At 68.4% G+C, this 14,617-nt stretch carries 11 protein-coding genes; 9 read left to right on the forward strand and 2 right to left on the reverse strand.

Annotation, left to right across the window (positions count from 1 at the left end; all coding sequences use genetic code 11):
- The first annotated feature begins 141 nt into the window (after positions 1–141).
- From ACWDUA_RS13855 to ACWDUA_RS13870, 4 genes are all read left to right on the forward strand, one after another.
- A complete protein-coding gene (locus ACWDUA_RS13855) occupies positions 142–1,257 on the forward strand; it encodes an IniB N-terminal domain-containing protein (protein WP_449751570.1) in 1,116 nt (371 codons plus the stop codon).
- 298 nt (positions 1,258–1,555) lie between these two features.
- A complete protein-coding gene (locus tag ACWDUA_RS13860; protein WP_449751571.1) occupies positions 1,556–2,296 on the forward strand; it encodes a hypothetical protein in 741 nt (246 codons plus the stop codon).
- Positions 2,297–2,408: 112 nt separating this feature from the next.
- A complete protein-coding gene (locus ACWDUA_RS13865; protein ID WP_449751572.1) occupies positions 2,409–4,232 on the forward strand; it encodes a dynamin family protein in 1,824 nt (607 codons plus the stop codon).
- Between the two features lie 16 nt (positions 4,233–4,248).
- Positions 4,249–5,769, forward strand: a complete 1,521-nt coding sequence (locus ACWDUA_RS13870) for a dynamin family protein (RefSeq protein WP_449751594.1) — start codon at positions 4,249–4,251, stop codon at positions 5,767–5,769.
- Between the two features lie 19 nt (positions 5,770–5,788).
- On the opposite strand, the gene ACWDUA_RS13875 is transcribed toward ACWDUA_RS13870, so the two are convergent.
- The gene (locus ACWDUA_RS13875) at positions 5,789–6,610 is read right to left on the reverse strand and encodes an alpha/beta fold hydrolase (protein ID WP_449751595.1); all 822 of its coding nucleotides are present in this window, start codon (positions 6,608–6,610) and stop codon (positions 5,789–5,791) included.
- Positions 6,611–6,799: 189 nt separating this feature from the next.
- On the opposite strand from ACWDUA_RS13875, the gene ACWDUA_RS13880 reads away from it, so the two are divergent.
- Positions 6,800–7,717, forward strand: a complete 918-nt coding sequence (locus ACWDUA_RS13880) for an alpha/beta fold hydrolase (RefSeq protein ID WP_449751573.1) — start codon at positions 6,800–6,802, stop codon at positions 7,715–7,717.
- On the opposite strand, the gene ACWDUA_RS13885 is transcribed toward ACWDUA_RS13880, so the two are convergent.
- The gene (locus tag ACWDUA_RS13885) at positions 7,714–8,892 is read right to left on the reverse strand and encodes a CaiB/BaiF CoA transferase family protein (protein WP_449751574.1); all 1,179 of its coding nucleotides are present in this window, start codon (positions 8,890–8,892) and stop codon (positions 7,714–7,716) included. The two genes, ACWDUA_RS13880 and ACWDUA_RS13885, sit on opposite strands and share 4 nt — an antisense overlap.
- A gap of 148 nt (positions 8,893–9,040) precedes the next feature.
- Between ACWDUA_RS13885 and ACWDUA_RS13890 the strand changes: the two genes are divergently transcribed.
- The 4 genes from ACWDUA_RS13890 (at position 9,041) to ACWDUA_RS13905 (ending at position 13,424) form a co-directional block, all read left to right on the forward strand.
- Positions 9,041–10,108, forward strand: coding sequence for an MBL fold metallo-hydrolase (locus ACWDUA_RS13890; protein WP_449751575.1), 1,068 nt, complete (start codon positions 9,041–9,043; stop codon positions 10,106–10,108).
- 89 nt (positions 10,109–10,197) lie between these two features.
- Positions 10,198–11,586 carry a family 1 glycosylhydrolase gene (locus tag ACWDUA_RS13895; RefSeq protein ID WP_449751576.1) on the forward strand — a complete coding sequence of 463 codons (1,389 nt, stop codon included), beginning with the start codon at positions 10,198–10,200 and terminating at the stop codon, positions 11,584–11,586.
- Positions 11,587–11,636: 50 nt separating this feature from the next.
- A complete protein-coding gene (locus ACWDUA_RS13900; RefSeq protein ID WP_449751577.1) occupies positions 11,637–12,545 on the forward strand; it encodes a LysR family transcriptional regulator in 909 nt (302 codons plus the stop codon).
- A gap of 3 nt (positions 12,546–12,548) precedes the next feature.
- Positions 12,549–13,424, forward strand: a complete 876-nt coding sequence (locus tag ACWDUA_RS13905) for a LysR family transcriptional regulator (RefSeq protein WP_449751578.1) — start codon at positions 12,549–12,551, stop codon at positions 13,422–13,424.
- Positions 13,425–14,617 lie beyond the last annotated feature (1,193 nt).

The following is a 14,617-nucleotide window of genomic DNA, read 5'->3' on the forward strand; positions in this document are numbered from 1 at the left end:
CACCCCCCGGTGATCCCCGTATCGATTCCCCTAACCCGCACCCCGAGAACGGTGGTTCGACCCCGTTTGGCGGCGGCCCGTCGGCTCATAGCGTGAAGTCATGTCTCCACGAAGGGAGGCCGGAATCACAAGGAGATACCCATGAGTTCGATGATCACCGAGAACGCCTTGGTCGACTTCATCAAGAGTCTGTTCGACGACGAGAAGAAGGCCGCCGACTTCGCGGAGAATCCCGGAAAGTGCCTGAACGACGTCGGCCTCGGCGACGTCACGTCGCATGAGGTCAGCCAGGCGATCACCGTTGCAGCACAGAGTGTTCCGTCACCGTCGGGCGGAGGGATGGGCTGGACACCGAGCATTCCCGATCACGGGAGTCCGGCACAGATCCTGCAGCAGGTGACCAACAACTACTACCAGCAGATCAGCAACACCACGATCATCGGCGACAACAACACCGTCGAGACCACCCAGACCAGCGCCAACGGCGACGGATCGGTCGCGGTCGGCGGTGACGCCCACGGACCGATCGCCACCACCGGCGGCGTCGCCGGCAACGACAACGAGGTGGGCAACAAGACCGACGACCACACCATCGATGTGGACAAATCGGTACACGGCAACAACAGTGGCAACGCCCAGACCACCGACATCGCCGACAACAGCTCCAACGACAGCCACAACAAGGTGGGGGTGACCACTGCTCCCACCGGGCCCGGTGCACCACCCGTCGCGGTCACCACACCACCGATCCAGCCGACGGTCGGGATCGACCCGGCAGCCGCGGTGATGACCAGTGCCCAGCTGACCGGTGGGGAGTCGTTCGCACCGTTCGACGACGTCCCCACCATCCTGCCCGGCGAGCACGATATCCCGTTCATCGCCGACCCGGCACCGGATTCCGGTTCCGACACCGGTATTCCCGACGTCGCCGACCCCGGGCACGACACCCCAGGGGACCCGTTCGGCCTCCCGGGAAGCCCGGATCCGTTGACCCACGATCCCTTGGCGACCGACCCCGTCGACGGTGGGTTCGAGGTGGTACACCCCGACAACACCGGCATCTACCACGCCCCCGACCTCGGCACCGATCCCGCCGTCGACCACGGGCTGGGGGGCGACGTGGGCGCGGCCGGAGACCCCGGATACGGCTCCGATACCGGCGGCGCGGACGCGCCCGTCGGCGGTACGGATCTGGGCGGCGGCGACGTCGGCGGTGGAGATGTCGGCGGGGGCGATCTCGGAGGTGGCGGATTCTGATCTCGGACAACGGTATACACACAACTTCACACGGCCGACACGTCCGGTGGCCATCTCGACGAGATGGCGACCGGGCGCTGTCGCGCGTCATGGCCACCGGATGTGGGCCGGCATCCCGGACACGGGGCCGATCCCCGATCGACACCCCGGCCCGCCCCCACCATCCCCCGACGACCCCCACCCCAGAGGGGGGACCAACCCCGTTTCGACCGCACGGCCGGGCCCATAACGTTGGTCACATCGTTGAACACCACTCAGCGACTCCCCACACAACACCCTCACCGACAAGGACAGAACAATGACCAACCAATGGACCGGCGGACAGCAGACAGCCGGAATCGATTCCTCGACAACCACTTCGGCATCCGGTACCGGGTCGGTGGCGGTGGGCGGCGACGCCTCCGGACCGATCGCCACCACCGGTGGCGTGGCCGGTGACGGCAATTCGGTCGGCAACAGCTACGACGACCACAGCACCTGGGTCGACGAATCGGTGCACGGCAACAACAGCGGCAACACCCAGAACACCCACATCGAGGACAACAGCACCAACGACAGCCACAACCAGCTGAACGTCCACGCCGGCGGCGACGGCGGCGAGGGCGGCTGGGGCTTCGGCGGTGGCGGCGACGGTGGCGACGGTGGCGGCAACGTCGACCTCAGCGGAATCGATCTGGGGTACAGCCGCGGTGGCATCACCAGCGACAACAGCAACCACTACACCGAGACCCACGACTCACACGACATCAGCGACTCGTTCAACGACTCACACGACGACAACTCGACCCACGACTCACACGACGACAACTCGACGAACGACTCGTTCAACGACAACTCCCAGCACACCCACTCCGAGAGCGGCTTCGATCCGGGCGACCTGCTCGGTGGCGTGGCCGACGCGGCCGGCGGCATCGCCGGGGCGTACGGCGGTATCGCGGGGGATGTCGCCGGTGGCGTGGCCGATGCTGCGGGCGGGATCGCCGGTGCCGCGGGCGACGCGGTCGACGCGATCGGTGACGCACTCGGCGACCTCTTCTGAGCCGGCCACCGGTCTCCGGCGGCCACGCCCCACCCGGGCCCGGCCGCCGGAGACGGGCCCGTCACCCCCCACTGCCCCACCACCCCCATCCACTTCGACCACCGGGACCGACATGGACGCCAACACCGCGAAAGTCGTCAAGATCGTCGACCGCCTCACCGGCATGGCGGACACCGCCGGCCGCGAGGACCTCACCGCCCGTATGGCCGCCACCCGCGATCGGATCACCGATCCACGAGCTCGGGTGGTGGTGGTGGGTCAGCTCAAACAGGGCAAGAGCCACCTGATCAACTCACTACTCAACGTCCCGGTGTGCCGCGTCGGCGACGCCGAGACCACCTCCACCATCACCGTCATCGGCCACGGCGAGCAGCCCGCCGCCCGGCTGGTCGTGGCCGACACCGACGAGAACGGGAGCACCACCGGGACCGGCCGCGTGATCCCGCTGACCATGGACGACATCTCCCGCGACCTGTCACGGGCTCCGGAGGCGGGCGGCGCCAAGGTGCTGCGGGTCGAGGTCGACATCCCCAGCCCACTGCTCCAGCGTGGCCTGGTCCTGGTGGACACCCCGGGGTCGGGCGGGGTCGGTTCCCCGCACGCCGCGGCCACGCTCGGGCTGCTGAGCGCGTCCACCGCGATCATCGTCGCCTCCGATGTGAGCCAGGAGTACACGGCGCCGGAGATGGCCTTCATCCGGCAGGCCACCGAACTCTGCGAGAACGCCCTGCTGGTGGCCACCAAGACCGATCTCTACCCGATGTGGCGCGAGGTGGTCGCGGCCGATGTCGGCCATCTGCGCCGGATCGGGTCCACACTCGAACCGCATCCGGTGTCCTCGGTGTTGCGATCGCACGCAATCCGCCTCAACGACACCGATCTGAACGCCGAGTCCGGGTTCCCCGGCGTCCTCGACTTCCTCGGCGGCAAGGTGCTCACCGAGGCCGGTAACGCGATGCAGAAGTTCGTCAAGGGCGAGATCCGTTCCACCTGTGAACATCTCGCACTGAGTATGCGTCCCGAACTGACCGCACTCAAGGATCCCGGGGTGAAGGCCGGACTCGTCGCCGAGCTCGATCGCGCTCGCACCGAGGCCAAGGAGCTGACCGCGCGGACTGCCATGTGGCAGCAGGTGCTCTCGGACGGGATCGCCGATCTCTCCGCCGATTCCGACTACGACCTGCGCAACCGGACGCGCCGGCTGCTCAAGGACTACGAGGCGAGGATCGACGCGACCGACCCCGCCAAGATCTGGGGAGAGCTCGGCGAGAACCTGCAGAACGAAGTGGCCGAGGCGGTCGGCGACAACTTCATCTGGACCCACGAGCAGTCCCTGGAACTGGCCGAGCGCGTCGCCGAATCCTTCGCCGACACAGGCGATGTCGCAATTCCCCGACTCGACCTGGCGGCCGTCGGCCACGAGATCGCACCGGTCGACGGATTGTCCGATCTGGAGCAGGCCCCGTCCGGCATGGTGCACAAGCTCGTCACCGGTCTCCGCGGTTCCTACGGCGGCATGATGATGTTCGGCATGATGTCGACACTGGTCGGGATGACGATGATCAACCCGTTCTCGGTGGCCGCGGGCGTGATGCTCGGCCGCAAGTCCTACAAGGAGGACTCCGAGGCACGGCTCACCCGGCGGCGCGCCGAGGCCAAGGGCGCGATACGCCGCTTCGTCGACGACGTCCTGTTCGAGGTGGGCCGGGAATCGCGCTATCGGCTGCGCACCATCCAGCGGGTGCTGCGCGACCACTTCCGGGAGATCGCCGAGCAGACCACCCGGTCGCTCACCGAATCGATCAAGGCGATCGAGGAGGCCGCACGCACCCAGGTCTCCGAACGCGAGACCAGGGCCAAGGCGATCGAGGCCGACCTCGCATTCCTGGGACAGATCTCGACCTGGGCGGGCGGAGGCGATCGTGAGCACGTCTGACCGCCTGCGGATCTTGATGACCGCGGCCACCCAGACCTACCGGGAGACCTCCCGCGCGCCCGAGGACGCACTCGACCACATCGACCGCTGCGCCCGCCGATTGGGCGAGCCGCTGCGCATCGCGCTGGCGGGTGCGCTCAAGGCCGGGAAGTCGACGCTGCTCAACGCATTGATCGGAGAGGAGCTCGCGCCCACCGATGCCACCGAGTGCACCAAGATCGTCACCTGGTTTCATCATGGCCCCACCCCGACCGTCCGTGCGCACCACATGAACGGTCTCAGCGCGCCGGTGCCCATAGCCCGCGTCGACGGTCACCTCGACTTCGATCTCGACACCCTCGACGCCGCCGCCATAGACAGGCTCGAAGTCTCTTGGCCGACAACCGAACTGGCCCGCCGAACGATCATCGACACCCCCGGCACCGCCTCGCTCAACTCCGATGTGTCTGCTCGCACCATGCGCCTGCTGGCGCCCGAGGACGGTGTATCCGGCGCCGACGCGGTGGTCTATCTGATGCGTTCGACCACGGCGTCGGACGTGTCGATGCTCTCCGAGCTGAGCCGGCAGGTCGGCGGCAGCGGTGCGCCCCTGGGTGTGATCGGGGTGATCTCCCGGGCCGACGAGATCGGCGTCGGCCGGATCGACGCCATGCTCTCGGCGCGGGAGGTCGCCGCGAAATCGGCCGCCGACCTCTCCGCGTCGGGGTTGTGTCAGGCCGTGGTGCCGGTCGCGGGACTGCTCGCGCTCACCGCACGCACCATGCGTCAGCGGGAGTTCCGGGCGTTGTCGGCGCTGGCGACGGCACCGGCCGAGGACCTCCAACTGGCGATGCTCTCGGCCGACCGCTTCACGCGGGCGGAATCGACGCTGCCCCTCGACGCGGAGGCCCGCACGCATCTGATCCGGCGATTCGGCCTGTTCGGCATCCGGATCGGCATCGCGCTCGTCCAGGGCGGGGTGGACGACGCGAACTCGCTCGCCGAGGAGTTGCTCGCGCGCAGCGGGTTGATCGAACTCCAGCAGATCGTCGACGTGCAGTTCGGCCAGCGCGCCGAACAGCTGAAGGTGCATTCGGCGCTGGTCGAGCTCACCCGGATCTTCGCCCGGTACCCGACGCCGGCCACCCGGCCACTCGCCGACGAGGTACGCCGCATGCTGGGTGACGTCCACGGTTTCGAGGAGGTCCGGCTGCTCGGCATGTTGCGCTCGCGGCGGACCACCCTCTCCGACGGCGAGATCGTCGACGCGACCCGGCTGATCGGCGGCTACGGGACCTCGGCCGACGACCGGCTCGGCCTCGACCCGTTCGAGACGATGACGTCGGGCCGGCCTGCCGCCATCGCCGCCGTACAGCGATGGCGGGGGCGCGCCGGGCATCCGATGAACGACTCGTTCACCACCCGGGTCTGCCAGGCCGCCGCCCGCAGCGCCGAGGGCATCGTCGCGGCGATGGATGCCGCAGCGCACCAGGCGAACGCGGCGGCCGGCAGCGACGTCCCGACCGGGGGGATCGAACCGGGTGGTCGTCGTGGGTGACCCCGCGACCGCCGGATGATCAGGGCACGATGAGACGAGGCGGGGACGCCAGATCGGCCGCACGCACCACCGCGTCGACGGCCTCGAGGAACGGCGGCACGAACTTGTCCGCACCGATCACGCAGCACGCGTGTCCGCCGTCGACGTCGAACCGCTGCGCCCCGGCGATGCCGTCGACCAGCAACTGCTGACGATCCGGGTCCACGACGCGGTCGCGGGTGGACACCACCACCGACGTCGGCACGTCGATCTCGCCCAGCCATGGCCGGGAATCGAAGCGTCCCAATCCTTCCCCGAAGTCGCCGGTGTGCGAGAGCGGCGTGGACATGAACTGTTTGATCCCCCACGCCAGCGTCGTCGACGACGGCTTGTCGAGGCTCGCGTCCGACGGCCGGGGGATCACCTTGTACACCGGCTTGAGGAAGCGGCCGGTGCGGTTCGCCTGCTCCCGCAGTTCGGGGTCGTTGGTGCTGAAGTACGGCCCGGTGGAACACAGGACCAGACCGCCCACACGTTCACGATGACGCTTCCACACCAGCTGCGAGATGCCACCACCCATCGAGAAGCCTGCGGTCACGAAGCGGTCGATGCCGAGCAGGTCGGCGAGGGCCACCGCGTCGTCGGCACAATCACGCAGATCGAAATGATCCGAGCGGATACCGCGGCCATGCCAGCGGTGATCGAGTGTGACGACGCGATAGCGCTGGTTGAGTTCGGGGATCACCGGGTACCAGCACAGCAGTCCGGTGGTCAGCACCGAGTGCTGCAAGAAGATCGCCGGTGCGTCCGCAGGACCGGAGTCGGTGACGAAGGTCGTCCCCCGACCGGGCAGTTCCACCATCCGACCTGCGGGAAGATCGCGGACGTCGGCATAGAGACCGTCGACGCGCAGGGCCCGAGAAATCCGGTCTTTGGCAGTTGAACTCACTCTTACGACGTTACGCGAATCGACGCGGATGCGACCGGACCGCGACGATCCGCCCCCGACCTGTCGAGTCGACCGGCCGGTACGACATGAGATGCTGATCACATGAAGGGGATCGATCGTCCGAAGATCGAGGGTTCGGTGGGGGTCGACGGAGGGCGCCGTCGAATCGGCTTCGCCGAGTTCGGATCGGCCACCGGCCGCGCGGTGATCTGGTTGCACGGCACACCCGGCGCGCGTCGCCAGGTGCCGACCGAGGCGCGCGAGTTCGCCGCCGACAACCACATCCGGTTGATCGGCCTGGACCGGCCCGGCGTCGGCAGCTCGACGGCACACCGGTACGAACGCGTCGTCGATTTCCCGGCCGACCTCGCACCGGTGCTCGAGGCCCTCGGGATCGACGAGTTCTCCGTGGTCGGCCTGTCCGGCGGCGGGCCCTATGCCCTGGCCACCGCGTATGCGTTCCCGTCACGGGTGGTCGACGTCGGCATCCTCGGCGGGGTGGCGCCGACCGTCGGGCCCGACGCGATCGCGGGCGGGGCGATGACCTACGGCAGCCTCGCCGCGCCCCTCGTCCGGGTCGCCGGCGCCCCGCTCGGGCAGCTGATCAGCTCGTTCCTGTCCGTCGCGCGTCCCGTCGCCGACCCCGCGATCCGGCTCTACGGCCGGTTCTCCCCGCGCGCCGACCGCGAACTGCTCGCCCGCCCGGAGTTCCGGGCGATGTTCCTCGACGACCTGCTACACGGCGGCCGGCGCCGGATGGAGGCACCGTTCACCGACATCCTCGTCTTCGCCCGGGACTGGGGATTCCGGGTCGGCGACGTCACCACCCCGGTGCGCTGGTGGCATGGTGACCACGACCACATCATCCCGTTCGAGCACGGCCGCCACATGGTGTCGTTGCTGCCCGACGCGAAGCTGTTCGAGCTCCCCGGCGAGAGCCACCTCAGCACACTGGGCAGCTCCGCGGACATCCTCGCCGAGCTGCTGTCGGTGTGGGATTCGCGTCGTTCGCCCGCCTAGCCCGTCTCGCCCAACTCCGTGAGGATCGCCGCGGTGTGTTCGCCGAGCGCGGGTACCGCACCCATTCGCAGCTCGACGTCGTCGAAGGTCATCGGCGGCAGGACGGCCCGGATCGGACCGATCTCGGTGTCGACGGTGCGCCAGCGGTCGCGCGCGGCCAGCTGCGGGTGGTCGACGACGCCGCCCACGTCACGGATCTGCGCGGCCGGCACGCCTGCGGCAGCCAGCCTGGCGTCGAGGTCGGCGGTGGTGAACGTGCGGGTGTGATCGGCCACCAGTCGGTCGACCTCGGCCCGTCGCGCCACGCGCTCGATGTTGGTGGCATAGCGCGGGTCGTCGGCCAGGCCGGGCGCACCGAGGACGTCGGTGACCAGCGTGCGCCAACCGCGATCGTTCTGCACCCCGATCAGGATCTCGCCGTCGGCGGTGGGATAGCCGTCGTAGGGGACGATTGCTGCATGCCCCAGCCCGCACCGCGGGATCTGCCGGCCACCGTGCATCCGGATGTACATCGGGTGCCCCATCCACTCGACCACCGCGTCGAACATGGACACGTCGATCCGGGCGCCACGACCCGAGACCCCCCTCCTCACCAGCGCCGACAGCACCGAGGTCAGTGCGTACATCCCGGCCGCGATGTCGGCGGTGGGAATCCCCGTCTTGGCCATCGTGTCGGCGGAGCCGGTCACCGAGATCAGTCCGGTCTCGGCCTGCACGAGCATGTCGTAGGCCTTACGGTCACGCATCGGGCCGTCGGTGCCGTAGCCGCTCATGTTGACCACGATCAGCCCGGGATGGTCGGCACGCAACGACTCGGCGTCGAGACCCAGCCGGTCGGCGGCGCCCGGCGCGAGGTTCTGCAGGAAAATGTCGGCCCGGGCGATCAGCCGCCGCACCAGATCCAGGCCGCGAGGGGTCTTGAGGTCGACGGTGAACGACTCCTTGCCCCGGTTGAGCCAGACGAAGTGTGAGGCCAGACCACCCACCGCGGCATCGTAGTGCCGGGCGAAGTCACCCTCGACCTCCCGCTCGATCTTGATCACCCGCGCCCCCAGATCGGCGAGGTGACGGGTGGCCAGCGGCGCGGCCACCGCCTGCTCGAGGGCCACCACCGTCAGCCCGCTCAGCGGCAGTTCGTCAGCGGGTGCGGCGTCGGGTGAGGCATCGGTCACCACTGCACCTTGGCCGGTGCGGCGCAGCGGTGTCAACGCGCCCCGCGGGCGTGGCCGCACGGCTCGCGGACATGGCCTCATAGGAGCTGACTCACGGTCTGTGAATCGACCAGTCTTTGCGCACAGCGGATTTCCGTGTTCAGATGCTGAGATGAGCGTCACCATCGAGATCACCGGCCATGCCCAGCGCGAGGCATGGGCGCGCAAGGAGATTCCACCGGTCGAGGAGGTCCGCCCCGGACTGTGGTCGATCCCGGTCTCGATGGGTCAGAACCCGTTGCGCTACATCCTCGTCTACGCGCTGGCCGCCGCCGACGGGACGCTGGCCCTGATCGACACCGGCTGGGACTCCGACGAGGGCTGGCAGATGCTGGTCGACGGCATCCACACCACCGGGCACGACGTCTCGGATGTGCAGAAGGTGGTCATCACCCACCTGCATCCCGACCACTTCGGGATGGTGCCGCGGTTGCTCGAGCACGCCGATCCCGTCCTCGGGATGCACCGTAACGATGCCCGGCACCTGCGATTCCACACCGACGAGGAGGTCCGCCGCCAGCTCGCCCAGGGGCAGGCCGAACTGCTGCAGCTGGGCGTCACCGACAACACCGTCGACATCGGGCTGAACCAGTTCACCCGGCTCCCCAAGGGACGGACCATGGACGTCGAACTCGCCGACGGCGACCCGATCGGCGTGCCCGGCTGGGATCTGCGCGCGGTGTGGACGCCCGGGCACACCGCCGGCCACCTGTGTTTCATCGACGACACCGCCGGGGTGATCTTCACCGGCGACCACCTGCTGCCGCGGATCAGTCCCAATGTGTCGACCAATCCGTTCCAGGCCGAGAGTCCCCTGGCCGACTACCTGATCTCGCTGGCCAACACCGAGCAGCTCCCCGACCACGAGGCGCTGCCCTCCCATGAATACCGCTTCCGCGGACTGGCCACCCGGGTCGGCGACCTGCTGACCCATCACGAGGAGCGGCTCGACGAGATCACCGCCGCCGTCGCCGCCGACCCCGAGATCACCGCGTGGGACGTCACCCGCTCGGTGACCTGGTCGCGCCCGTTCGCCGAGCTGTCGGTGCCGTTGTCGCACATGGCGTTGCGTGAGACCCACGCACACATGCTGGTGCTGGCCGCCCGCGGTGTGCTCACCGCCACCGAACCGAGCTCCGAGGCCGACCCGGTCCGGTGGTCGGTCACCACCCCGGCCTGATCCTCCCGACGTTCACCCGCACGAGGAGTCCCGTTGAGTTCCGCCACCCCCGCCGTCGCCGAGAACCGCGTACCGAACCGGACGGGTCGATGAACCGCGACGTCACCCGCCGCGACCTGCTCCGCGCGGTGGGCGGCGCCACACTCGGTGCGGGTGTGCTCGGTACCGGGGCACTGGGTGCACAGGGTTCCGGACGAGCCACCGCCGCTCCGGCCGGATTCGTCACACCACCAACGGTTCCCGGCTGGACCGACCGCTTCTGCCTCGGCGTCGCCAACTCCGGGTTCCAGGCGGAGGGACACAACCCGGACTCCAACTGGAAGCGCTACACCGATCGTGCCGCCGCGTCGGGCAGCGTCGACCCGGTCGGCAACGCCGTCGACTTCCGGCACCGCTACCGCGAGGACATCCTGCTCGCGAAAGACATGGGCCTCAACACCTTCCGCTTCGGGATCGAGTGGGCCCGGGTGGAGCCACGCCGCGGCCACGTCGATCCCGTGGCACTCGCCTTCTACGACGACGTGGTGGCGACCATCCGGTCGCTGGGCATGTGCCCGATGATCACGTTGCTGCACTACGTGTATCCGGGATGGGTGGTCGACCGGGGAGGCTTCCTCGGCGCCCGCACCCTCGGCGACTGGACACGGCACGTCGAGATGATCACCGCGCGCTACGCCGGAGCCGACACCATGTGGATCACCATCAACGAACCGGTCGTGTTCTTCGGTCACGAGATGGAGATCGGCGCGGTGACGGCTTCCGACCTGTCGCGCTTCCTCGATCGGGTGGCGCAGGCACATCGCGTCGCCCACCGCGCCGCACATCGGGCCGATCCGGCATCCCGGGTCGGAGCCAACGAGGCCTTCCTGCCCGCGGTCACCCCGGCCGTCGACGCCATGTTCTTCGACCGGGTCCGCGACACCCTCGACTTCGTCGGCATCGACTTCTACTACGGTGCCGCGCTGAGCAATCTCACCGCGATCTACGGGGCCACCGCCGATTTCGCGAAGATCCGACCGCAGCCCGACGACATCTATCAGGCCTGCCACCACTATGCACAGGCATACCCGGGTACACCGATCTACATCGTCGAGAACGGGATGCCCACCGACGACGGCCGTCCCCGCGCCGACGGTTACACGCGCGGCAACTTCATCGAAGACACCTTGTTCTGGTTGCAACGCGCCCGCGGCGAGGGACTCCCCGTCGTCGGCCACAACCACTGGTCGATCACCGACAACTACGAATGGGGTACGTACAGTTCACGATTCGGCCTCTACCAGGTGGATGTCCGGTCCGATCCGACACTGACCCGCCGACCCACCACCGGGGTGGCAGCCTACCGTCGGATGGCGGCCGGTCGCGGGCCGGCGTTCGGATATCGTCCGGTCATGGCGCCCGCTGTCGGTTCTGCGGCGAGAGTACCGCAATCGGTGTTCTCGCCCAGCCGGATCGACGGTCCGCGTGCCCTGCTCTGACATCGGGCCGGGTGCTGGCACCGGGCGCCCCGTCTTTCTAGGATGAGTGGGTGGATCTGCATCTGACCGCCTACTTCGTCGCGGTCATCGACCACGGCGGCATCACGAAGGCGGCGCAGGCCCTCTACATCTCGCAACCGTCGCTGTCGCAGGCCATCCGCACCCTCGAGAAACGTCTCGGCGTCACCCTCTTCGATCGGAGCGGCCGCCGGCTCGAACTGACCGACGCCGGCCGTCGTCTGGAGGTCGCGGCCCGCCGCATCCTCGCCGACGTCGACCGCGCCAAGGATCGGGTCACCCGCGTCCGCGAACTGCGTTCCGGGCGAGTCGACATCGTCACCAACTCCACGCTCGCCATCGATCCCCTCGTCGGTATCGTCCGGGCGTTCCGCACGCGGTACCAGCACGTCGTCGTCCGGGTCATCTCCGCCGACGGTCCCACCGGCATCCTCGCGGCACTGCGTCACGGCGAGGCCGAACTCGGACTGATCGACGCCGGCGCCGACCCCGCCACCTTCGTCACCATCCCCCTGGGCACGCAGGAGGTGGTGCTCGCCGCCGATCCCACAGTGCTCCCCGACCGTTCCGCGACGGTCCTGCCTCGTGCCGCGATCCGTTCGATCCCGCTGGTGGTCGATCATTCCGATCAGCCGACCGCTGCCATGATCGCCGATCTCGTCGCCGATGACGGGCGTAATGTGGTCGTCGACTGTGCCCACCCGGCGGCCACGTGGGAGCTGGTGTCGCGCGGTGTCGGGGCCACCATCCTGCCACGCCCCATCGCCGCCGAGACGTTGCCACACGCGGTGATCGTCGGGCTCGACCCACCGTTGCGCCGCGACTACGTACTGGTCACGCGGTCGGGTCAGCCGTCACCGGCGGCCGCCGCCTTCATCGCCGTCGCCCGTGCCCATTGCGGCGCCCCGGACGTGCCCGCCCTCGACGGTCGGGACTGGTGAGGCGTGGAACTCCGACAGATCGAGTACTTCCTGGCCGTCGTCGAACACGGCGGCATCGGCGGCGCGTCGGCCGCGCTGGGGGTCACCCAACCCACCGTGTCCCAGGCACTTCGGGCACTCGAACGCGAACTCGGGGTGCCACTGTTCCACCGGATCGGCCGCGGCATGGTGCCGAGTTCGGCCGGGCGTGCCCTCGTGGGCTCGTCACGCCAGATCATGCGCGACATCGCCGCCGTCGACGACGCGTTGTCGGCGGAGGGCGGCGAGCTGACCGGCCGGGTGGACATTCTGGCCTCCCCGTTCGTCAGCGGCGGCGCGGTCACCGACCTGATCACCACGTTCCGCACCGAGAACCCTGCGGCCACAGTGCGACTCGGTGAGCTCCGAGACGAGTCGCAGGCCATGTCCGTACTCGAGGAGGGACGCTGCGAGTTCGTGATCACCCATCTGCCGACCGTCGGTGACGATCTCGACGTCATCGTGCTCGGCGAGCAGGAGTTCTGGCTGGTGTGCCCGCCCGGGACCGACATGCCGCCGGGGCCGGTGGACCTCGCCGACCTCCCCCGGATACCGATGATCATCGTGCCCCGCGGCGGATCGGTGGCCGAGGAGATCGAGAGCGCCATCCGCGAGGCCGGGGTGCGGTTTCCCCTCGCCGTGGTCTCCGATCACCGCGAGGAGCGAATCCCCATGGTGATGGCCGGAATCGGCGGTACCCTCGCCGAACGTCGGGTGGCCGAGGCGGTGGCCGACCGCGCCGTCGTCCGCCCGGTCAACCCCCGCTTCGCGCGTACCTTCGCCCTGGTCTTCGACCCCGGCGCACTCTCCCTCGCCGGCCAGGCCTTCGCCAGCATCGCCCGCCGCGCCACCGCTGGTTGAGCAGACCGGCCATCGAACGCTCCGCGGGAGCCTGCCACAGCCCGACGTGACTCAACCACCAGATTCCCGCCGGTGATTTGAGCCGTGACCGAGCATCGCGAGGACCCGCGTGTCCGTTGGTGATTGAGCCGGGACCGAGCGAAGCGAGGACCCGCGTGTCCGTTGGTGATTGAGCCGGGACCGAGCGAAACGAGGACCCGAGTCGAAATCTCCCCAGCCAACGTCGGATGCGTAACCACCTCCAGAGTGGTCACGGTGACGAACTCGGCCGACAGAGGTTTCGACACGCCTCGTCGCTACGCTCCTCATCCGCTCAACCACCAACCGCCCGTTGCTGATTGATCGAGGACTCCCGAACGATGATTGAGCCGGGACCGAGCGAAGCGAGGACCCCCGAACGATGATTGAGCCGGGACCGAGCATCGCGAGGACCCGAGTCGAAATCCCCGCAGCCCGCGCTCGGGCGGTAACCACGTCAGAGGTGCTCACGTTGACGAACTCGGCCGACAGAGGTTTCGACACGCCTCGTCGCTCCGCTCCTCATCGGCTCAACCACCAACAGCCTCTTGCTGATTGAGCCGGGACCGAGCATCGCGAGGACCCGTGTCGAAATCTCCGGAGCCAGCACTGGGTGGTAACCACCTCCGAGGTGGTCACGCCGGCGAGCTCGGCCGACAGAGGTTTCGACACGCCTCGTCGCTACGCTCCTCATCGGCTCAACCACCAACCGCCTCTTGCCGATTGAGTGGGATAGTCCCGAACGGTGATTGAGCCGGGACCGAGCGAAGCGAGGACCCGAGTCGAAATCTCCCCAGCCTACGTCGGGTGCGTAACCACCTGCGAAGTGGTCACGTTGACGAACTCGGCCGACAGAGGTTTCGACACGCCTCGTCGCTCCGCTCCTCATCGGCTCAACCACCAACAGTCTCTTGCTGATTGAGCCGGGACCGAGCGAAGCGAGGACCCGAGTCGAAATCTCCGCAGCCAACGATGTCCCCAACAACCCCACAGGTGAACCCCAACCCCCACAGTGGACAACACTCACACGTTATCCACAAATACTGATCGACTTGACAATTCGACCGCTCTTCGCCTACACGTTCGCTACAATAGAACACATGCAGGGGGAGCTGGACACCATTCTCGACGCACTCATCGATTGTCGTTTCGACGACGATCCGACCGGGCCGGTC

The organism is Gordonia sp. NPDC003376, from assembly GCF_053589235.1.

Excerpts from the sequence above, each read along its gene's own strand:
- ACWDUA_RS13855 (WP_449751570.1), top strand. The coding sequence starts at position 142 with ATGAGTTCGATGATCACCGAGAACGCCTTGGTCGACTTCATCAAGAGT.
- ACWDUA_RS13860 (WP_449751571.1), top strand. The coding sequence starts at position 1,556 with ATGACCAACCAATGGACCGGCGGACAGCAGACAGCCGGAATCGATTCC.
- ACWDUA_RS13865 (WP_449751572.1), top strand. The coding sequence starts at position 2,409 with ATGGACGCCAACACCGCGAAAGTCGTCAAGATCGTCGACCGCCTCACC.
- ACWDUA_RS13870 (WP_449751594.1), top strand. The coding sequence starts at position 4,249 with ATGACCGCGGCCACCCAGACCTACCGGGAGACCTCCCGCGCGCCCGAG.
- ACWDUA_RS13875 (WP_449751595.1), bottom strand. The coding sequence starts at position 6,610 with ATGGTGGAACTGCCCGGTCGGGGGACGACCTTCGTCACCGACTCCGGT.
- ACWDUA_RS13880 (WP_449751573.1), top strand. The coding sequence starts at position 6,800 with ATGAAGGGGATCGATCGTCCGAAGATCGAGGGTTCGGTGGGGGTCGAC.
- ACWDUA_RS13890 (WP_449751575.1), top strand. The coding sequence starts at position 9,041 with ATGAGCGTCACCATCGAGATCACCGGCCATGCCCAGCGCGAGGCATGG.
- ACWDUA_RS13895 (WP_449751576.1), top strand. The coding sequence starts at position 10,198 with ATGAACCGCGACGTCACCCGCCGCGACCTGCTCCGCGCGGTGGGCGGC.